Here is a 20,510-nt window from a genome sequence, read left to right on the forward strand (position 1 = left end):
GTAAGATATGAGAAAAGTATCGCTCAAACTGATCCCAAGAGAGTTAGGTAAAAAAAGTGAGATTAAAAGAATGAGGAGGGAAGGTTATATACCTGTGGAGGTTTATGGTAAGGATGTGGAGAACAGGCACGCTTATGTAAGCTTAAAAGACCTTATGAGCCTACCTCACGGCGAGACCTTCCTCATTGAGGCGGATGTGGACGGAGAGAAGAGAGTGTGTCTCCTAAAAGACATTCAGGTGGGCTATCTGGGTGATGACCCTGTTCATGTGGACCTTTATGACATCTCTCACACGAAAGAGATAGAGATAGAAGTGCCTCTGGAGTTTGTTGGTACACCTGCAGGCGTAGGTCTTGGTGGCACCTTTGAAGTTATGATGCACACATTAACGGTAAAGGCATCGGTGGATAGCATACCCGACAAGATAACTGTTGATGTAAGTGCTATGAATGTTGGTGATGTGCTTCATGTAAGAGATATAACACCACCTTCAGGCTGTGTTATCATGGACTCACCCGAGGAGGTTATTGCAGTAGTCCTTGAACCTGAAGTGGAGGAAACGCCTACCGAAGAAACTACCACCTGATGATAAAACTTCTTGTAGGTCTTGGAAATCCCGGTAAAAAGTACCAGCATACTCGCCATAATGTGGGTTTTATGGTGATAGACGAGCTGGCAAAGAAACTGAAGCTAAGAGAATACAGAGAGGAATGCCTTTCACATCTTTACAGGGCAAGAATAGGCGGAAGGGATGTTCTGCTGGCAAAACCACAAACTTATATGAACAACTCGGGACTTGCAGTGATTAACCTGCTTGAAGAGTACAGTATCTTGCCTGACGAGATGATAGTTGTATACGATGACTTGGACTTACCTCTGGGGAGGATAAGGCTGAGGTTAGAGGGCAGTAGCGGTGGGCACCACGGTATAGAATCCATCATAAGGGAGGTAAAAACCGAAAAGTTCCCCAGGCTTAAGGTAGGTATAGGCAGACCAAAGGACAAAAATCAGGTGGTCAGTTATGTTCTATCTCCCTTCAGTGAGGATGAGCAGACTCTACTTTACAGGGTGCTGGAGCGCTCAAGAGAGTGCCTCATAAGATGCGTAGAGTTTTCTCCAGAGGACGCCATGAACTTCTGCAACTCTCCTATTGTTTAAAGTAAAACTCCTTTATTCTCTGAGCTATCTTCTTACCTGTAAACCCAAAGTGATCCATAAGAACATCTCCAGGTGCGGATTTTCCAAACTCCTCCATGCTGATAACAAGTCCATCCATCCCCACATACTTGTACCAGCAAAGTCCTCTTCCGGCTTCAACAGCCACCCTCCTTTTGACCTGTGGTGATAGGACATACTCTTTGTAATCTTCCTTTTGCAGTTCAAAAACTTCAAAGGATAGGACATTTACAACTCTCACTTTTATACCCTCCTCTTCCAATATGTGCTTGGCAGACAGAGAAGGGTGAACCTCCGAACCGCTGGCAAATATGATAAGGTCAGGCGTGCCCTGCGTGTCTGCAATTATGTAAGCTCCCCTCCTTGCATTCTCGTAGAATGCGTATCTGTTTCTATCTATTATGGGAAGTTTTTGTCTTGAGAGCACTATAGCTACTGGTCCATCCTTTCTTTGAATAGCCATGTCCCAAGCTATACCTACTTCGTTGGCATCAGCTGGTCTTAAAACCCACAGGTTTGGTATGAGTCTCAGGGAGCAAAGCTGTTCTATGGGTTGGTGCGTTGGACCATCCTCTCCCAAACCTACAGAGTCGTGCGTAAAGACATATATAACCTGCAGTCCTGACATGGCAGCAAGCCTGATGCTGGGTCTCATGTAATCGGAGAATATCAGAAAAGTACCTCCGTAAGGCAGTACTCCTCCGTGATAAGCCATGCCATTTAGTATGGTGCCCATGGCGTGTTCTCTCACTCCGTAGTGTATGTTTCTCCCCAAAGGATTCTCAGCAAGAAAGTCTCCCATACCATGAAGGTAGGTGTTGTTGGACTCGGAAAGGTCAGCAGAGCCACCTATCATAGTGGGAATGTGCTTGGCTATAGCATTTAGAAGCTTACCGCTTGCTTGTCTGGTAGCCATTGGCTCTGTAAATACTGGTATGTGAATTTTGTAATCCTCCCCCCAATCCCCTTTGAAAGCTTTTAAAAGCTTCTGAGCCAAGTCCGGGTAAGCCCTTCTGTACTCCTCAAAGAGTCTGTTCCACTCCTCTTGTGCTTTCAATCCTTTTTCTATCTTCTCTTTTCTGTAGTTGTATACTTCCTCAGGCACATAAAACTCCTCTTCGCTCCAGCCAAACCTTCGCTTGGTTTCAAGAGCTAATTCTTTGCCCAATGGAGCACCATGCACACTGGCATCGTCCTGCTTTGGACTGCCATAACCTAAGTGGGTTCTGACGGAGATAAAAGATGGTCTTTCTTTTTCCTCCATGGCAGACTTTATGGCTCTTTCTAACTCATCCAGGTTGTAGCCGTCCTCTATGTGAGCCACATGCCAGCCAAAAGCTGAAAATCTCTTTAACACATCCTCCGACCAAGCAAGAGATGTGGGTCCATCTATGGACACTCCATTGTTATCCCAGATGACTATAAGTTTGCCGAGTTTGAGGTGTCCTGCCAGCTGTCCCACCTCACAGGAGACTCCCTCCATAAGGTCTCCATCGCTTACTAAGGCAAAGGTGTAGTGGTCTATTATGGGGAAACCTTCTCTGTTGAAGAAGTTAGACAGATACTTCTCCGCAATAGCCATACCTACTGCGTTGCCAATGCCTTGACCGAGAGGTCCAGTGGTTGCCTCTACACCCGGGGTTAGGTGTCTCTCTGGATGCCCCGGCGTTCTGCTATTTAACTGTCTAAAGGACTTTAAGTCTTCAAGGTTAATATCATAGCCCATAACAAAAAGTAAAGAGTAAAGCATGGCACTTGCGTGCCCTGCAGAAAGGACAAACCTGTCTCTGTTTATCCAATTAGGGTCCTTGGGATTAAACTTTAAAAATCTGTCAAAGATGAGGTAAGCTATGTGGGAGGCACCCAGTGGCATTCCTGGGTGTCCTGACTTGGCTCTTTCTACCTGGTCAACGCTGAGAAACCGTATAGTGTTTATGACAGTATCATCCCTGTTCATGCCAGCCTCCAACATACTATTAAGATGCAAAAGATACAGCTTTGGCGTTTTTTTCGTAAAGTTTTGTGAGATTTTCGCTTCTATCGGTTATCCAGTTGCTTCTGTATATGTGGAGATGTCTGCGTAGTGTGGGGTTTTTGCCCCTTAAAACCTTTACTTCTTTAAACTCCTGAGGCAGAGATTTTAAAAGCTCTTCGTAAAAGCTCCTTTCATCAAAGGACCAGGGAAGGAATCTCTTGGAGCTTCTCAAACCCTTAAGGGTATGGAAATTTCCCTGTGCTTCACCGTAAAGATTCATAGGCACAGCAATGCTTGCCCATCTGGCAAGTCCATCCGCAAAGGGTGAAAAGACTACCAAGTTTTCAAGCTTTCTAAAAATCTCCTGAATATCCTCTTCTTGATAATAGTCAGGGAGGTCTTCACCAAACACCAAGAGGTTTTTTATCCTCCTCTCTCTAACCTCCTCCATTATACTCCCCAGGTCAGAAAGCATATCTCTGCCAAAAATGCCATAAACTCCCAAGTAATTGGCATCTCTATGAAGGATAAGCACCCGATAGCCTTTCTCCTCAGATATTCTCTTTATCTTGGCTCCGAGGTTTCTGGCCTCCTCGCAAGCCATCCCTGTTGTATTTACTATTATGATGCCCCCTCCGGGGAGATGGTCAAGTCCTTCTAAGTTTATTGGTTTTAGCTTGGCATCTTTGTATGTCCTGCCATACTTATAAACTTTGCCTTTTATGTAGTAAGAGAGGACTGGTGCACTGGAGGTAATGTCATCACCCACAAGCACATAGTGGTCCGCTCCTTTTATGTCCTCCAAGTGCAGAGGCGTATAATCACCGTAGCCCTCCAAGAAGGCATAAAAGTCCACCGTTAGAGGTGATGTTATGTAAGCACCCACCCTCGTAGCTACTTCTTTTAGCACACCTAAAACTTCGTTGCTCAGATAAGAAGAGAGTAAAATAGCTGTTTCTTCTCCTTTGCTTTTCAGCATGTAGGCAAGATGGTTTATTACATTCCCTATGCTCTCTTCCTTTCCGTATCTGTGAGGTTTTAAGAGTCTATCCCTGTTTAGTGCATCGTAGCCAAAGAAAGTTTTTGCGCATATTTCAAGGTCATCCGTAGGCTTGGTTCTGTAAACCTTCTCCTTTGACCTCCAGTCGCCTATGCCATACTCCACCTGCACCTGGCATCCCACAGGACACACACTGCAAACAGTTATTTCTCTTTTCAAAAGCCAGCTTCTCGTCCAGTACTTGAAAGGTTTGGAGATGATGGCTCCAACTGGGCAGACATGCACACAAAGACCGCACATCTCACAGGAGGATGTGTCTATGGGTCTTACGGTAGGCACTATATTGGTATGAAAGCCTCTCTCTTCAACATAAAGGGCGCGCGCTCCGTTTACATCATCGCACACTCTTGTGCATCTATAACACACCACACACCTGTTGGTGTAATACTCAAGAAAATCACTCTCCCAATCTATGTAGTGTCTTTCCTTTTCAAGGGCAGATACTGGCACTATCTGTCTTTGGGGTCCAAAGAGCGCACCGTAATTCTGAAGGTCACACTCTCCTGCCTTATCGCATATAGGACAGTCAAGGGGATGTCTTGTCATAAAAGCCTGAAGCAGATACCTCTGATTGTTTTTAACCAGCTGGTGCTGAGTGGATATGATCATGCCATCTTCCACCCTTGTGTTGCAGGAGGTTATCAGTCTTCCCGTCTTTTCGTTATAGACTATGCACATTCTACAGGCACCTATGATCTTAAGCTTTGGGTGATAGCAAAAGTAAGGTATGCTTATACCTTCCTTTAGAGCAACTTCCAAGAGGGTTTGCCCTTCCTGAGCTTCTATCTCTCTTCCATCTATAACTATCTTTACCTTCTTCTCCATGTCTTTCTGTTAAGATACCACAGCTGTTATCCCTTTTGTTGTTATTATGATTTGGGTCATAAATGCTTTGTAAGCTTTATGAAGTTATAATTTATTAAGCCATGCTGGAAGAAAGCCTTCTGGAAAAGCTCAAGCAGCATGCGGAATACTTTCCCAAAAGGGAGCAGGCTATACTTCTCTGTCTTCATGAGGTTCAAAACCACTACGGACACATTCCAGAATTTGCTCTTGAAGAGGTGGCAAAGATCCTTGACTTGCCTCTCAATCATGTGGAAAATGTGGTGTCCTTTTACGATATGTTTGATAGAGGAGAGCCTGCAAGACACAGGATAAGAGTCTGCGTAAGTGTTGTTTGCCATCTTATGGGTAAGGACAAACTTATAAAAGCTTTAAGGGAGCTTTTAAACATAGACTTTGGGCAGGTTACAAAAGACGGGCGATTTAAGCTTTTGGCGGTTCAATGCTTGGGAGCATGCTCAGAAGCTCCCTTTTTCATGGTAGACGAAGACGCTTATAAGTTTGAAAACAAGGAGAAGTTAAATGAGGTCCTATCCCGTTACGCCTAACATATACGCAGAGACAACCCTTGACATGCTCCTAAGAAGAGCAAAAAAGCCAAGGGTGCATCTTATAGAAGAATACCTGAAGGATGGTGGCTATCAGGCGCTTGAGAAAGCCATCAACATGTCGCCCGAGGAGATAGTGGACTGGGTGGATAAAAGTCAGCTAAGAGGTCGTGGTGGTGCGGGTTTCCCCACAGGGAAAAAGTGGAAGTTTGCCATTCAAAACCCAGCCCCCAGGTATCTTATATGCAACGCAGATGAGTCCGAGCCGGGGACCTTCAAGGATAGGGTGCTTCTTGAAAGAGACCCACATCTTCTCATAGAAGGTATGATCATATCAGCTTATGCTCTGGGAGCAAACCAAGCCTTTATCTATATCAGAGGAGAGTATCCAGCAGCCTATTACATACTAAAAGACGCCATAGAGGAAGCTAAAAAGAAGGGCTTTTTGGGAAAGGACATTCTGGGAAGCGGTTTTGACCTTGAGATATATGTAGCAAAGGGTGCAGGTGCTTATATATGCGGTGAGGAGAGCGCTCTTATAGAGTCCTTAGAAGGTAAAAGAGGCTTTCCAAGGACTAAACCACCTTTTCCTGTGCAGTACGGTCTTTTTGGAAGACCTACCGTGGTAAACAATGTAGAGACGCTCTGCAACATACCCTTTATCATTAAACTTGGATGGGAAGACTACAGGTACATAGGACCCAGCGATTATCCAGGTCCCAAGCTCTTTCCTGTAAGTGGTAAAGTCAAAAAGCCTGGTGTTTACGAGCTTCCCATGAACACCACCTTAAGGGAAGTAGTTTACAAGTATGCAGGAGGAACTATAAACAACAAGAAGGTAAAGGCGGTATTTTCGGGTGCGCTTGATTGCTTTTCCGCTGATGAGTTGGACACTCCTATGGACTATTCACCTCTGGGCTTTGGTGGGACAGGCACAGTCATAGTGCTGACAGAAGAAGACAGTATAGTGGAAATGTGTCTCAAGGTGGCTGAATTTTATGCTCACGAAAGCTGCGGTCAGTGCACACCTTGTAGAGTGGGCACATACGAACAAGCCAACTTACTTGAGAAAATAATGAAAGGTACAGCCACCGAAAGAGATTGGGAAGGCTTTGATTTTGTGAATAGCTATATACAGCCCACTTCCATATGCGGTTTGGGTGCAGTAGCAGGAAGACTCATAAGACAAACTATGAAGAAGTTTCCAGAAGAATGGGAAAAGTTAAGAAAGTTAGTTTCTGTGTAGTACTTGTATTGGGATTTTCCTACGCTCAGGAAAAGGACTGCAATACCAATCCTCTGAGGGACCACTCCTGGTGCAAATACGCATGGTTTCTGTGCAAAAAGGCTACACTTTATAGACTTGATCAGGTCAAAAAGTGCATAGAAGAGAGCAAAAGCTACGATGAAGGTGTTAAATGTTTTGAAAAGCCGTGGATAGAAGGATTCTTGCAACAATAAAGTCTCTTGAGGAAATAGGAATAGCAGAGATTTACGGTTTTAAAGAGCAAAAAAGCAAACCAGATAAAAGAAGGATGCTCCATGAGCTTTATGAAACTTTAAGCAAAGAGAAAAAGTGCATACTTTACGAGGGTAGCAGTGGATACGTTTTTGGTGATGGGAATCCAGACTCGGCGGTGGTTTTTGTGGGAGAAGCTCCTGGTGAGGAAGAGGACAAACAGAAGAAACCTTTTGTAGGGAAGGCTGGCAAGTATTTAAATGCCAAACTCCAAGAGGTGGGGATGAGACGAGAGGATGTATACATCACCAATGTGGTAAAGTCAAGACCTCCCGGCAACAGAAAGCCTACAAAGGAGGAGATGCTCAGCTGCCTTCCTTATCTGAGAAAGGAGATAGAGATAATAAAGCCCAAGCTCATAGTGTGCCTGGGGTCTACTGCCCTTGAGGGTCTTCTTGGAAAGGCTCTTCCAATAACCAAGTATCGCGGACAGGTATTTGAGTATCCCTATAGCAGAAACATAAAGGTGTTGCTTACATATCACCCCGCCTATGTGCTTAGAAATCCCTCAGCGGACAGGGAATTTATGGAGGACATGAAAAAAGTAAAGGCACTCTTAGGTATAATTTTTTAGCGGAGGAAAAAGATGGAATATCACATCAAAGACATAAGTCTTAAGGAAGAGGGAAAGAAAAGGATTGAGTGGGCTGAAAAAGACATGCCTGTACTCAGAAGCATAAGGGAGAGATTCTCAAAAGAGAAGCCTCTCAAAGGAGTAAAAATATCGGCGTGTCTTCATGTGACTACCGAGACGGCAAATCTCATCATCACTTTAAAGGAAGGTGGTGCGGAGGTTTATCTTACTGCCTCCAATCCCCTTTCTACTCAGGACTATGTAGCATCAGCTTTGGTGGCATACTACGGTGTGCCTGTCTTTGCCATAAAGGGTGAAGATACACAGACTTACTACCAGCACTTGCGTGAGGTGATAAAAAGAGAGCCTGACATAGTAATAGATGATGGTGCGGACCTTATCTCAACTCTTCATAAGGAGTATTCAGATATAGCACAGAGAGTTTTGGGAGGGATGGAAGAGACCACCACAGGTGTCATAAGGCTCAAGGCTATGGCAAAAGAGGGGGTTTTGAAGTTTCCCATAATAGCTGTCAATGATGCTTACACCAAGCACATGTTTGATAACAGATACGGAACCGGTCAATCCACCATAGATGCCATCATGAGAGCTACCAACAAACTCATAGCTGGCTCCAACTTTGTAGTGGCAGGTTACGGTTGGTGCGGTAAAGGTATAGCACAGAGGGCAAGAGGTATGGGGGCAACGGTGATAGTCACAGAAGTTGACCCCATAAAAGCTCTTGAGGCAAAAATGGATGGATTTATAGTGATGCCTATGATAGAAGCCGCTAAAATGGGAGACTTTTTTGTGACAGTCACAGGCAACACATCCGTCATAAGGGAGGAACATTTTCAAGTGATGAAAGATGGTGCCATAATCTCCAACGCAGGACACTTTAATGTAGAGATAGACATTCCTGCTCTTGAGAGGCTAAGCGTAGGCAAAAGGGAAGTGAGAAGTTTTGTGGAGGAGTACCAGCTTGCCGACGGAAGGAGGATTTATCTCCTTGCACAGGGAAGGCTCGTAAACCTTGCCAGCGCCGAAGGACATCCTGCATCAGTGATGGACATGTCCTTTGCCAATCAGGCTCTCTGTGCGGAGTATATACTTAAAAATCACCATAAGCTGCAGAAGGATGTGTACAGAGTGCCCGAGTCCATAGACAGGCAAATAGCTCACTTGAAGCTAAAAAGTATGGGTGTAGAGATAGATAGCCTTACGTCGGAACAAGTTAAATACCTGTCATCGTGGGAGGTTGGCACATGAGCTTAGAAAAGTTTTTCCTAAACAGGGAGAACAGTCTTTTTGTCATCATAGACATTCAAGAGAAACTTGCCAAAGTGATGGAAAGAAGGGAGAGCGTAATTGAGAATGTGCTCCACCTTATAGAACTCTCAAAGCTCCTCTCTATTCCGGTAGTCCTTACCGAGCAGTATCCAAAGGGATTGGGACAGACAGTTGAAGCAATAAGGAACGCTATTGCTGAGTATAAACCTATTGAAAAAATGAGCTTTAACTGTTGCGACGAGGAGAAGTTTCTTGAGGCAATAGAGAGCTACGGAAGGAAAAATATAGTCCTTACAGGTATGGAAACCCACATATGCGTCCTCCAGACTGCCTTGGGTCTCCTTAAAAGAGGTTATAATGTGCATGTAGTTGCGGATGGCGTATGCTCACGCTCTTATGAAAATCACCTTACAGGTCTTGAGTTTATGAGAGATGCGGGTGCGGTGATAACTTGCACAGAAACGGTGCTCTTTCAGCACCTTGGAGTTGCAGGAACTCCAGAGTTCAAAGTCATATCACAGCGCATAAAGTGATATACACAAGATACATATACTCCTTGGAGGAGGAAGAATTTTACCAATTTTTGGCAGACCAGCCACAAGGTGTAGAAGTCATAAGAAGGCAAGATAACAGGGTAGAATTTGCCACTTACACAGAGTTAAAGTGGCTAAAGCCCCTAAAGGTTGAAAAGATAAAAGTAAAACCACCCGAGAGCTTTTTAAGACCCATACGCATAAGAAGCTTTCTTATAGTGCCACCTAACATGAAAACACTGATCATAAATCCGGGAATGGCTTTTGGCACAGGACTTCATCCCTCAACGCAGCTAAGCCTTATGCTTATAGAGGAGTTCTTTAAAAGAGGATGGAGTGCCATAGATGTAGGTTGTGGTAGCGGTATACTTGCTTTTGCTCTGAAAAAACTATCTGCCAGAAAGGTTTTAGCTATAGATATAGATGAGAGAGCTATAGAGGAGTGTGAGAAAAATGCAAGTCTTAACCGTCTCAAAATAACCTGCCTTAAAGCAAAGCCGGAAGATATAAAGGAAAGCTTTGACTTTTTGGTAGCTAATCTTGAACTGAGTATATTCAAAAGGGAGATAGACCATATAAAGCCTCTGTTTAAAAAGCTTGCCATTTTTTCGGGCATATATGGAAAAGAGGAGCTGGAGGAGTTTTTGTTTTTTTTGGCGGATCTGAGGGTGGTTAAAATAAAGAAGTTGAAAGGTTGGTATGCCGTGGTGGTAAAAAGATGAAGTACAGAAAGTATAAGATAGAGAGAAAGACAGATAAGAAGCCAAGGAGTAGGAAGTTTATAAAGTTGTTATTGCTTTTAGGTGTTTTTGGCTTTGTTCTTTACATTACTTTCCAGCTTTTTGTCCAAAAACCGCAGTTGGAAAACTTGGAGGCTCTTGCAAAAATACCCGTTCAAAAGGACATTACGCTAAAGCTTAAAGGATCACCTAATGTAAAGCTGGTGAAGGTAAAGCTGATCCAAGGAGAGAAAGAGTTCATACTCTACGAGGGTAAACCTTCAAAAGATGGCAAGGTATATCTGAGTATATCTCCGAAGAAGATGGGAATTGAGGATGGTAAAGGGCAGGTGCTCATCAGCCTAAGATACGGACTCTTTGGCAGAGAAACTTACCGAGTTAGTACCTTTATAGACACTCAACCACCAAAAATAGAGCCTTTAAGCTACACCGAGTATGTGGTGCAGGGAGGAGCAGGTGCTGTAAAAGTCAGAGTAAAAGATGGTACTCAAGCTTTTGTGTATGTGGGAAGTGATAGATATCCCATGTACCGGCTGGAAAAAGGCTACTTTTTTACGCTGTTTCCTATAAGGGTAGACCAAGACCCTTCTACGCCCATTAAAGTGGTAGCTTACGACGATGCAGGTAATGTCTCTGAACTGCTTTTGAAGACAAAAATAGCAAAGGTTAATTTTAGGATAGATAAAATACGGCTAACGGAGGAGTTTATAGACAAGGTTATAATACCGCTTCTTGGGAAGCATCTTCCACCAAAAGAAGCCTTTAAAGAAGTTAATGAAATGTGGAGGAACAGAGATGTAGAAAAATTAAAAAAGATAGGCTCTGTGAGCGAAGGGAAAAAGCTTTGGCAGGGGAACTTTTTACAGCTTCCTAACAGCAAGGTCATCTCCACCTTTGGGGATATAAGGTATTACTACTACCAAGGGGAGGAAGTAAGCACCAGCAGACACATGGGCTACGACTTTGCATCCTTTGAAAAGGCTCTCATCCCTGCCAGCAACGACGGTATAGTTGTCTTTACAGGAAGCTTAGGTATATACGGGAATGCCATCATAATAGACCACGGCTTTGGTCTTATGAGTTTGTATGGGCACCTTTCGGAGATTAAAGTGAAGAAGGGGGAGTTGGTAAAGAAGGGTGAAATTATAGGAAATACGGGTAATACGGGTTTAGCCTTGGGCGACCATCTGCACTTTGGCGTGCTGGTGCATGGCATTGAGGTAAATCCAAAGGAGTGGCTTGATGCAAGATGGATAAAAACGAGAATAGAAAGAGTGCTTGATGCGCAGTAGAATAAGGTTTTTATTCATAAAGATACTTCTGCCTTTTATAGCTCTTCTGGTGCGCATCTTGGGAAGAACTATAAGGTGGGAAAAAAGATACGACTTTAACCTTGACAGAGGCAAGATATACGCCATATGGCACGGAAACGCTTTGGGAATAGCGCTCTTTGGTATGGACAGAGGCATTTACACGCTGGTGAGCAGGTTCAGAGACGGAGACATAGCTGCTTACATACTAAAAAAGCTCGGCTACCATGTAATAAGAGGTTCAACGGAAGAGGGAAGGGCAGAGAAGGGTGGGAGGAGTGGCGTTATAAAACTCATAAAAGCTATAAAGGATGGTAATAATGTAGCCATAACCGTTGATGGACCAAAAGGACCGGCCTTTAAGGTAAAGGAGGGAGTTGTCTTTCTGGCTCAAAAGACTTCTTCCGTCATCATCCCCGCCTTTGCGGAGTTTGACAGATGCATAAGACTAAGCTCGTGGGACGGCTTTACAGTACCCCTCCCCTTTGCCAGAGGAAGGGTGCATATAGGAAAGCCTATAAAGGTAAGTGAGCAGGACAGTATAGAAGAAAAAACTAAGGAGCTTGAGGAGGAGCTTTTGAGGATCTCTTCCTTGGGAAAAGAAAGTCGGTTAACCTTGGAGCAAAGACAAAGCTAAAGCTTCCCAGAAGGGATGTGATAAGTACCACAAAGAAGGTAATCATCTGTGCAGGTGGATACAAGCTTGAGAAGACCAGGGAAAATTCACCCCTTTGCAAAAAGGATAGTGATGCCCTCATGGAGACCCTTTTATCAAAACCGTAAACAAGGGAAGATATATAGGTGGAGATGAGCTTAAAGACAAGAGCCGTGGCTACTAAAAGGAGCACAAAGGATAACTGCTCAAGGCTGTTTATATCTGTCTTGTAAGTAAAAAAGAAGAAAAATAAACCTACAGAAAGTTCCTTCAATGGTGATAGAGAGCTCTCCACAATTTTGAAAGCTCTGGAATTTTCTGGTATGAGTACCCCAAATATAAAAGCGACCAGCGCCTCTGAAACATCATACTTCAGAGCCAATCCGCACAAAAGTAAAAGAGTACCAAAGATAAGAAAAACAAAAAGATTTTCATCAACTTTTCTCTCTGCAAACTCAAAAAACACTTTGACAGGGTTTCTGATAAGGTAAAAAAGCAGAAAAAGGAAGGTCAATATAAAGATTGATTTGCTTATAGCATAATAGTTTATGTTTCCCAAACGGACAAAGCTTGTCAAAAGCGAGAGGAGAATTATGCATATGAGGTCTTCAAATATGAGGATGCCAATAAGAAGGTCCACTTCTGGATTTATCAATCTTTTATAGTCCATAAATAGCTTTACTGTTATAGCTGTGCTTGAGGGATAGAGAGCGCTGGCAAGCACCAAAGAGAGAATAAATTCCTTGGTAAACGCGTAGGATATGGCAAAGATAGGTAAAAAGTTGATAAGCAAGTCCAAAAAGCCTGCCTTTAGTATTCTAAGCATACCCAGAAGTTTTTCAAAGGAGTACTCAAGACCCACGAAGAAAAAAAGAAGAGCCACTGCTGAGTATTCAAATATTAGAAGAATACCTGAAACATCTTCTGGCACTACGGACTTTAAAAGAAAGCCCGACAACATAAAGGATATGATGTAGGGGAACTTGAGAGTTTTTAGACCGTAGGCTAAGGAGAACATAAAAAGTAGAATAAAGCCCGCATATACAAGCTCGGCTCCTGCGTGCATTAAGTGCTACACCTACCGCAAATTTCTATGAAGTGCTTTATCTGTTGGCGTGTGCCTACCACTATAAGAACATCTCCCACCTCTATTTTCTCCCTGTAAGGGTCTGGACTGGGTATTATCCTCCCGCCCCTGTCTATAGCTATAACGGATGCCCCTGTGATCTTTCTTATCTGGAGTTCTGCTATGGTCTTACCTACCAAGTTAGAACCCTGTTCCACTTTTATCCACTCAATGAGAACCTCTTTAAGTATCAGCTCCATCTTCTCAACCTTTACGGGTTGGTAAAGTACCCCCGCAACGAGAAAACCAAGCTCTTTTGCTTCCTCATCGGTGAGTTCAAAAGAGCAAATGGGTTCTTCCTGCTCCATGAGGTAAATCTCTCTTTTGCCCGTGTTGTATATGATGATAACCAGGTCCCTCCCTTCCGCTAAAGTCACAGCGTACTTTTTTCCTATGCCTGGCAGGTCAGTCTCTCTTACCTTCATTTTTTCCTATTATATCCAACACCCCCCTTCTTTCCGATAACACTATGGACTTGATGTTTTCGTCCTCCGCATAAATTTTTGACATCTCCCTCTGTATAAACTCAACGAGTTTTTCTATTTGTCTCTCCATTTCCTCCATCTGTTCCTTCATGCGGAGTATCACATCAACGCCCGCCAGATTAACGCCCAGATCCCGCGTGAGGGTGAGTATAAATTCTAACTTTTTCAGGTCCTCATCCGTGTAATGCCTTGTCTTTCCCTTTGTTCTTGAAGGTTTCAAAAGCCCCTCCTTTTCGTAAAGTCTCAGGGTTTGAGGATGTATACTATACATCTGAGCGACAACACCTATGGTGTAATATCTCCTTCTCTCCTTCATGCTTCTTTCTCCTTTATCCTGCTTGGTTCTGGAAGAAGCTTGTCAAGCTCTTCAAGCATCTGCTTTATCTTTTTCCCATTTCCAAAGACTTTGTCCATAAAACTGAGCTTAGGCACATCTATATGTACCCTCACAAAGAGGTCACCCCTTGAATTACCCCTAAGCTTAGGCATACCCTGTCCCGGCACCTGAATAATGTCTCCCTCCTTTGTCCCTGGGGGCACTCTGACTTTTATCTTCTCTCCAGATAAAGTAGGCACCTCTATCTCTGTACCGAGAACAGCCTCAGTAAACTTTAGGTTTACATCCAGATACAGGTTATCACCCTTTCTTTCAAAAAGCTTGTGAGGTAATACTTTAACTACTACATAGAGATCACCGTACGGACCACCATTCCTACCTGCATGTCCTTTACCCTCAAATAACACCTTAGAACCGTTGTCCACTCCCGGTGGTATGCGCACAGTTAGCTCCTCTCTTATTGGCACGCTTCCCCTACCTTTACAGTTGGAGCAAACCTCCCTTATGACACCCTCACCTCCGCAGGTGGGACAGGTTTGAGATATGGTTATAAAGAACTGCCTCTGATATACCTCCCCTCTACCAGCGCAGGTAGGACATACCTTCTCACCTTTAGAAGGATCGTACCCTTTACCCTGACATACATGGCAAGACACTTCCCTAAGAAGAGGTATCCTTAGGATGGTGCCTGTGAAAGCTTCCTCAAGTGTTATCTGTGCTGTGTAGTAAATATCCTCACCTTTGACCGGTCTTCTGTAGGTTCTCCTTCTTTCCCTCGTTGCCCTCTCAAAGATGTCTTCAAAGCCAAAGCCTCTGAAAACTTCCTCAAGTATATCACCTATATTTGTGCTAAAAACCTCCTGTGAAAAACCTTCTGTCCCTTGTGCTGAAAAGGCAGCGTGACCATACTGATCGTAAAGCTTTCTCTTTTCCGGGTCCGAAAGCACCTGATAAGCCTCGTTTATCTCCTTGAACTTCTCCTGAGCTGATGGGTCTTTGTTAAAGTCAGGGTGGTATTTACGCGCAAGCCTTCTGTAAGCCTTCTTTATCTCCTCCTGCGTCGCATTTTTTGGTACTCCCAGTATCTCGTAATAATCCTTCTTCGCAGATTGTGCCATAGTTTCCTCCTTTACATTACATAATAAACTTTAGTATATTATTGTCAAGTTTTGCTATGATTGTAATCATTTACATACTAAAACGACAGGGCTAACCTTTTCCAAAAGGAGGAGAAGATGGTTATAAATCAGGTGGGTAGTTTCAACCATATGTATGTGATGCTTTCTCAGGAGGGAATCTTACCATCTGCAAGGGGCTATAGGAGGATCTACATACTGTTGGAGGGAAGTGCTAAGTACATGCTGGGTCAAAAGTTTGGTATATCTCAGTCTCCGTGTGTTTTTGGAGTTGAAGAGGGTGACATCTTTGCTCTTATACCTGTAGACAGAGCAAGCATTCTTGAGATAAGCCTTGGAAAAGATGAGGAGTGTGAAGGTGAAACTATAGATCTGAGGTTTGTGGAACACGGAGCAAGACATCCCCTTGTAATGAAAAAGTTTTCAGAGCTAAAAAAGGGTGAAGGATTTTACATCATCAACGACCATGACCCTTTACCACTTTATTTCCAGATGAGTTTTGCCTTTCCCAAGAAGGTGGGATGGAGGTATGTAGAAGTTAAGGAGGATTTCTGGAAGATAGGCATAAAAAAACTCAAAGAATAACTTTATATTGATGTCCGTTGAAGATAGAGAGCGATGGGATAAAAGGTATGCAGGTGGTTGGAAAACACAGCTCCACAGGACGCTTCTTGAGTTTTATCATCTTGCCCCTGTAGGAAAAGCTTTGGAGCTGGCGTGCGGTACAGGAGAAAACGCTGTATTTCTTGCAAAGGTAGGTTTTAATGTGGATGCCATTGACGTATCCTGCGTAGCCATAGATAAGGCAAAACAGAGAGCTTTGGAAGAAGGTGTCCAAGTCAACTTTATATGCGCTGACCTTGATGAATACAAGCTCTCCACTGATACTTACCATCTTGTAATAAATTTTTATTACCTCAACAGAAAACTTTCGGAAGCTATAGTGAAGGCTTTAAAACCAGGTGGGATTCTCATCTTTGAAACTTACAACGAAAAACACATCATCCTAAGGGAGGACTTTAATCCCCTTTACCTTCTTAAGTGTGGAGAACTTCCGGACCTTTTCAAGGACCTTGAGCTCATTTATCATGCGGAAAACTTTAATGTATCAACTTTTGTTGGTAGAAAGATCACATAAACTCCTTGTTTATGCCTTCTACATATATTCTCTCTATAACATTTTTAGCTATGGGTGCTGCGGCTGCCCCTCCGGAACCACCGTGTTCTACTAAAACACCTACTATGAAGATAGGGTCCCTATAAGGTGCAAAGCCTACAAACCACGCGTGATCTCTCAGATGGTAAGGTAGGTGCTTTCTCCTTGTGCTAAAGGGAGACACCTGCGCTGTACCAGTCTTGCCAGCTATCTCCGCTATGTGAGAGTTAGCTAACTGAGCTGTTCCCCTTCTTACCACATCCCTTAATGCTTCCCTTACCACACTAAAGTACTCCGGTGAAGCTTTTATCACTTTATAAACTGACTTTCTGTTTTTCCACACCACCTTTCCAGACGGATCCCTTATCTCCCTCAGTAGAGTAGGTTTGTATATCACGCCGTTATTGACTATACCGCTCATCATAAGCACCTGCTCCAACAGTGTAGCTGTTATATAGCCCTGACCTATGGACATGTTTACCGTGTCGCCTCCATACCAGGCTTCTCCAAATCTTCTTTTCTTCCAAGCAGGTGTTGGTATAAAGCCTTTGGCACAGGGAAGTTCAAAAGGGATACCTTCACTGTAAGAGAAGGCTCTTAAAATCTCCTCTATGCCCCTGGGTCCCAACTTGTAATAACCGTAGTGGTAAAAGAAGACATCGCAGGAATCCCTTATGGCGGTTTTGACATTTTCCCAACCGTGACCGTGTCTGTTCCAACAGTAAAAAGTTCTGTTACCAAGCTGAAACTCGCCAGTACATACAACACCCTCTTTAACAGAAAGTCCCTTCTCAAGGAGTGCTATAGCAAGAGCTGGCTTTATTACAGAGGCGGGTGGATATTTGGCAAAAAGACACCTGTTGAATAGAGGTTTGTAAGGGTCTGAGGCATACTCCTTCCATCTGTCAGAAACCGCATTTGGGTCAAAGGAAGGATAACTCAGCATGCCAAGCACCTCTCCTGTCTTTGCATGAAGCACCAAAACCCCGCCTGCTTTGTGTCCAGATTCCGCAAAAACTTGGTAAATTATCCTCTGAATTCTTACATCAATAGTCAAAACCACTGTATCACCTTTTTTGGAAGGTATATTCCTTACTACCCTTATAGGTCTTCCCACCGCATTTATCATGATCTCCTCACCTCCAATAAAACCCAAAAGGAGATGGTCCAGCGCTCTCTCTATACCGAACTTACCTACGGAGCTTTGCGTATATATTCTTCCTTTGTACTTTTTGAGCTCCTCCTGAGTAGGATAACCCGTATACCCTGTTATGTGAGCTGTTATCTCTCCATAGGAATAGTACCTCTGAGGGACCATGTTTATAAATACTCCAGGAAGTTTGTAGCTGTTGTTATAAAACCTGTCTATCTCCTCCTGACTCTCAAGAGTTTTTATTGGTATGGGTTCAAAGCCTTTCATTCTTTGTCTTAAATCACTCTCCTTTAGGTCCACACCAAAGAGGTTTTTAAGCTCCAAGAGAAGATCCCCTAAGGATACAGCATCTTCAAGCTTTTGCGGGTCTAAAAACAGTATATATTTGGGCACATCGTAAGCTATCTTCTCTCCATTTCTGTCTAAGATGTCCCCCCTTTGGGGATAAAGCACTCTTAATCTAAGATAGTTCTTCTTGGAAAGCTCTGCGTAGTATGACCTTCTAAAAATCTGCAGATGTATGAGCCTTAAAAGCACCACCAAGTAGAGTGCTAAGCCAAGCACTGCAAGAAAGATAAATCTACGTCTTGGCATCTCCTTTGATTATAAAGAAAGTGAGGAAAAACAAGAGAGAAAGCTCTACTACAAAACCAGCAAAAAAAAGCCAAGGCTCAAAGGGATAGTAATACTTTAGCCTGAAGATGGCATATCTGAGGAGGTGTTCGCTCAGCGCTATCAAACTGTAAGATATTATTACAGACAGGCGAGTTGCAAATATGTACCTACTTTTGAGAAGTTCAAGAATAAAAGCACTAAAAAGCTTTCCTGAGGTGTTCCATCCAAAGGAGTCATACATAATGTCAAGGTAAAGTCCAGATAGCAAGGGCTTTTTTATGTCCACGGCATTTTCTCTGCTAAGGTGGAGAAAGAGGTATACAAGAACAAGGTCAGGTACATAGAGATTTGACACAAAGGCGCCAGTTATCACTGACGCCTGCAAGAAAGCCAAAATTAAAGAAAGCACATAGAATCTCATAGCTTTTCCTTTACTATTACCACATACTCCAACTGTCTTATATCAATGGAGGGATTTACCCAAACTCTTTTAAAAAACTGATCACCCTTTTCTTCTACGCTAAAGACTGTTCCTATTACAAAAGCTGGGAGAGCTTTTTTTGTATCTCTCAAAAGCACCACATCACCTTTCTGGACCTGGTCCTCAAGCCGGACATAAAGGAGCTGACCGTACATCCATCCCCCTCTGTATATGTAGCTCTTTCCTGTAGCTTCTGTAGTTGAAGATACTGTAAGATCCCTGGAGTAAACGGTTCTTATGCGTGAAGAGCTACCAAAGACTTTTTCTACAAAACCTACAAACATATCCTTGTAAAAAACCACAAAGCCTTCCTCCACACCCTGATCCTTACCCTTGTCTATGATGATAAAAGTGTCTCTTCCAGACGGGTCGTATCCTAAAACGCTTGCAAAGATGAGACCCCTTCCAAATTCCTCACTTTTTACGCCTAAAAGTTCCGAGACGCTTTTTAAAGACATCTGGCATGCTCTCAGCTGACTTTTGTAAAAGTAAAGCTCCTGCACTTGTTTTGATAGCTTCTTGTTCTTCTTTTCCACCTCTACAAGGTAAAGATATCTGCTCACTCCCTCCTTGACCGCATTGGCTATGTCGGTTTTGAGTTCAATGACAGGCAGGATCAAACTGTAGAGAGTATCAAAAAGAAAAGATGTATATCTGCTGGAGGAGATATTTAAAAAGTAAGTGAGAAGGCTTAAAGAGAAAAGAAACAGGTAAAGAAGGAGCCTCTTTTTGTTCATTCCATAGATATTCTCTTTATTAAGTCTATCTGATCCAAAATTTTCCCCACGCCTCTTGCAACCGCAGTCAGGGGGTCATCGCAGTAGTATGTCTTTATCCCTATTTCTCTTTCTATCCTTATGTTGAGATTTTTCAGAAGGGAGCCACCACCTGCCAGCACAATCCCCCTTTCTGCTATGTCTGATGCAAGCTCAGGGGGTGTTCTTTCCAGCGTTATCCTTATGGCATTTACTATGGAACTTATAACATCTTCAAGAGATTCTACCACATCCCTGCTGGTGATTCTTACAGTTTTAGGAAGACCTGTGATGTCCCTTCCTTTTATTTCCATCTCACGCTCTTCCTCTTCGTATATGGCGTTTCCCAGCTCTATCTTTATCCTCTCTCCGGTCTGCTCTCCTATAAACATGTGAAACTTCTTTTTTATATACTGTATGATAGCCTCTGTCATCTCATCCCCTGCCACCCTTATGGAGTTGGAAACCACTATACCCGCAAGGGATATAACCGCTATTTCTGTAGTGCCCCCACCTATATCAACGACCATGCTTCCTATGGGTTCCTCTATAGGCAATCCAGCCCCTATTGCTGCTGCCATCGGTTCTGGGATTAGGTAGACTTCCCGTGCTCCCGCTCCTTTTGCTGCGTCAATAACCGCTCTCTTTTCCACCTGGGTGACCCCTGAGGGAACTCCTATGATTATGCGCGGTTTTGGTCTGAATATGCCACCGCCGATAGCTCGGTCTATGAAGTAGGTGAGCATAACCTGGGTAGCTTCAAAGTCCGTTATTACGCCGTCTCTGAGAGGTCTTATTGCCTGTATGCTTTCGGGAGTCTTGCCAAGCATCTCCTTGGCTTCTCTACCCACCGCAATAACCCTCTTTGTCCTTGTGTCTATGGCTACTATGGAAGGCTCGTAGAGGACTATACCCTTACCGTCTGCATATATGACTGTATTGGCGGTACCTAGGTCAATACCTATGTTGTTGGAGAAAAAACCTAAAAGAGACATGAGTCTATCAAGCATATCTCCTCCTTTAAAACATTTTATCAAAAAAGA

Annotated in this window: 23 protein-coding genes; 13 read left to right on the top strand and 10 right to left on the bottom strand. The window is 43.5% G+C overall.

Annotated elements, in window-relative coordinates:
* Positions 1-7: 7 nt before the first annotated feature.
* Together HTH_RS00590 and pth are read left to right on the top strand one after the other, a co-directional pair.
* The gene (locus tag HTH_RS00590) at positions 8-586 is read left to right on the top strand and encodes a 50S ribosomal protein L25/general stress protein Ctc (RefSeq protein WP_012962765.1); all 579 of its coding nucleotides are present in this window, start codon (positions 8-10) and stop codon (positions 584-586) included.
* Entirely contained in the window at positions 586-1,158 is a 573-nt protein-coding gene (gene pth, locus HTH_RS00595) for an aminoacyl-tRNA hydrolase (RefSeq protein WP_012962766.1), read from the top strand. Before HTH_RS00590 ends, pth begins: the two co-directional genes overlap by 1 nt.
* Here pth and tkt read toward each other — a convergent pair.
* Positions 1,148-3,133, bottom strand: a complete 1,986-nt coding sequence (gene tkt / locus HTH_RS00600; RefSeq protein ID WP_014462532.1) for a transketolase — start codon at positions 3,131-3,133, stop codon at positions 1,148-1,150. The genes pth and tkt overlap by 11 nt on opposite strands.
* Before the next feature lie 19 nt (positions 3,134-3,152).
* Positions 3,153-5,036: a 2Fe-2S iron-sulfur cluster-binding protein gene (locus HTH_RS00605; protein ID WP_012962768.1), complete on the bottom strand. Its 1,884-nt coding sequence runs from the start codon at positions 5,034-5,036 to the stop codon at positions 3,153-3,155.
* A gap of 101 nt (positions 5,037-5,137) precedes the next feature.
* Between HTH_RS00605 and nuoE the strand changes: the two genes are divergently transcribed.
* Genes nuoE through HTH_RS00650 form a run of 9 tightly spaced genes read left to right on the top strand, consistent with a single transcriptional unit; the run spans position 5,138 to position 12,205 of the window.
* Complete coding sequence (gene nuoE / locus HTH_RS00610) at positions 5,138-5,602, top strand: NADH-quinone oxidoreductase subunit NuoE (protein ID WP_012962769.1); 465 nt, start codon at positions 5,138-5,140, stop codon at positions 5,600-5,602.
* A complete protein-coding gene (locus tag HTH_RS00615; protein WP_012962770.1) occupies positions 5,577-6,848 on the top strand; it encodes a complex I 51 kDa subunit family protein in 1,272 nt (423 codons plus the stop codon). The genes nuoE and HTH_RS00615 overlap by 26 nt, the downstream gene beginning before the upstream one ends.
* A complete protein-coding gene (locus HTH_RS00620) occupies positions 6,815-7,063 on the top strand; it encodes a hypothetical protein (protein ID WP_012962771.1) in 249 nt (82 codons plus the stop codon). The genes HTH_RS00615 and HTH_RS00620 overlap by 34 nt, the downstream gene beginning before the upstream one ends.
* The gene (locus HTH_RS00625) at positions 7,036-7,695 is read left to right on the top strand and encodes a uracil-DNA glycosylase (protein ID WP_014462533.1); all 660 of its coding nucleotides are present in this window, start codon (positions 7,036-7,038) and stop codon (positions 7,693-7,695) included. Before HTH_RS00620 ends, HTH_RS00625 begins: the two co-directional genes overlap by 28 nt.
* A gap of 12 nt (positions 7,696-7,707) precedes the next feature.
* Positions 7,708-8,964, top strand: coding sequence for an adenosylhomocysteinase (gene ahcY, locus HTH_RS00630; RefSeq protein ID WP_012962773.1), 1,257 nt, complete (start codon positions 7,708-7,710; stop codon positions 8,962-8,964).
* Positions 8,961-9,518 carry a hydrolase gene (locus tag HTH_RS00635; RefSeq protein WP_012962774.1) on the top strand — a complete coding sequence of 186 codons (558 nt, stop codon included), beginning with the start codon at positions 8,961-8,963 and terminating at the stop codon, positions 9,516-9,518. The genes ahcY and HTH_RS00635 overlap by 4 nt, the downstream gene beginning before the upstream one ends.
* Positions 9,515-10,240, top strand: coding sequence for a 50S ribosomal protein L11 methyltransferase (locus tag HTH_RS00640; RefSeq protein WP_012962775.1), 726 nt, complete (start codon positions 9,515-9,517; stop codon positions 10,238-10,240). Before HTH_RS00635 ends, HTH_RS00640 begins: the two co-directional genes overlap by 4 nt.
* Positions 10,237-11,550, top strand: a complete 1,314-nt coding sequence (locus HTH_RS00645; RefSeq protein ID WP_012962776.1) for a M23 family metallopeptidase — start codon at positions 10,237-10,239, stop codon at positions 11,548-11,550. Before HTH_RS00640 ends, HTH_RS00645 begins: the two co-directional genes overlap by 4 nt.
* Positions 11,540-12,205: a lysophospholipid acyltransferase family protein gene (locus tag HTH_RS00650; protein WP_012962777.1), complete on the top strand. Its 666-nt coding sequence runs from the start codon at positions 11,540-11,542 to the stop codon at positions 12,203-12,205. Before HTH_RS00645 ends, HTH_RS00650 begins: the two co-directional genes overlap by 11 nt.
* On the opposite strand, the gene HTH_RS00655 is transcribed toward HTH_RS00650, so the two are convergent.
* From HTH_RS00655 to dnaJ, 4 genes are read right to left on the bottom strand one after another with little or no spacing between them, the layout of a single operon-like run.
* Positions 12,123-13,289, bottom strand: a complete 1,167-nt coding sequence (locus HTH_RS00655) for a cation:proton antiporter (RefSeq protein ID WP_012962778.1) — start codon at positions 13,287-13,289, stop codon at positions 12,123-12,125. The two genes, HTH_RS00650 and HTH_RS00655, sit on opposite strands and share 83 nt — an antisense overlap.
* Positions 13,289-13,774: a cation:proton antiporter regulatory subunit gene (locus tag HTH_RS00660; protein WP_012962779.1), complete on the bottom strand. Its 486-nt coding sequence runs from the start codon at positions 13,772-13,774 to the stop codon at positions 13,289-13,291. Before HTH_RS00660 ends, HTH_RS00655 begins: the two co-directional genes overlap by 1 nt.
* Positions 13,755-14,150, bottom strand: coding sequence for a heat shock protein transcriptional repressor HspR (locus HTH_RS00665; protein ID WP_012962780.1), 396 nt, complete (start codon positions 14,148-14,150; stop codon positions 13,755-13,757). Before HTH_RS00665 ends, HTH_RS00660 begins: the two co-directional genes overlap by 20 nt.
* Entirely contained in the window at positions 14,147-15,289 is a 1,143-nt protein-coding gene (dnaJ, locus tag HTH_RS00670) for a molecular chaperone DnaJ (RefSeq protein WP_012962781.1), read from the bottom strand. The genes HTH_RS00665 and dnaJ overlap by 4 nt, the downstream gene beginning before the upstream one ends.
* A gap of 117 nt (positions 15,290-15,406) precedes the next feature.
* On the opposite strand from dnaJ, the gene HTH_RS00675 reads away from it, so the two are divergent.
* Both HTH_RS00675 and HTH_RS00680 read left to right on the top strand, forming a co-directional pair.
* Positions 15,407-15,892, top strand: coding sequence for a DUF2249 domain-containing protein (locus HTH_RS00675; protein WP_012962782.1), 486 nt, complete (start codon positions 15,407-15,409; stop codon positions 15,890-15,892).
* Positions 15,893-15,902: 10 nt separating this feature from the next.
* Entirely contained in the window at positions 15,903-16,445 is a 543-nt protein-coding gene (locus HTH_RS00680) for a class I SAM-dependent methyltransferase (RefSeq protein WP_012962783.1), read from the top strand.
* Here the strand turns inward: HTH_RS00680 and mrdA are convergent.
* The 4 genes from mrdA to HTH_RS00700 are packed head-to-tail and all read right to left on the bottom strand — an operon-like array spanning position 16,438 to position 20,477.
* Positions 16,438-18,210 carry a penicillin-binding protein 2 gene (gene mrdA, locus HTH_RS00685; protein WP_012962784.1) on the bottom strand — a complete coding sequence of 591 codons (1,773 nt, stop codon included), beginning with the start codon at positions 18,208-18,210 and terminating at the stop codon, positions 16,438-16,440. The genes HTH_RS00680 and mrdA overlap by 8 nt on opposite strands.
* Entirely contained in the window at positions 18,197-18,652 is a 456-nt protein-coding gene (locus tag HTH_RS00690; RefSeq protein WP_012962785.1) for a hypothetical protein, read from the bottom strand. Before HTH_RS00690 ends, mrdA begins: the two co-directional genes overlap by 14 nt.
* Complete coding sequence (gene mreC / locus HTH_RS00695; protein WP_012962786.1) at positions 18,649-19,449, bottom strand: rod shape-determining protein MreC; 801 nt, start codon at positions 19,447-19,449, stop codon at positions 18,649-18,651. The genes HTH_RS00690 and mreC overlap by 4 nt, the downstream gene beginning before the upstream one ends.
* On the bottom strand, positions 19,446-20,477 hold the full coding sequence (locus HTH_RS00700; RefSeq protein ID WP_014462534.1) for a rod shape-determining protein: 1,032 nt from the start codon (positions 20,475-20,477) through the stop codon (positions 19,446-19,448). Before HTH_RS00700 ends, mreC begins: the two co-directional genes overlap by 4 nt.
* Positions 20,478-20,510 lie beyond the last annotated feature (33 nt).

It is taken from the genome of Hydrogenobacter thermophilus TK-6, assembly GCF_000010785.1.
GTDB classification, from domain to species: domain Bacteria; phylum Aquificota; class Aquificia; order Aquificales; family Aquificaceae; genus Hydrogenobacter; species Hydrogenobacter thermophilus.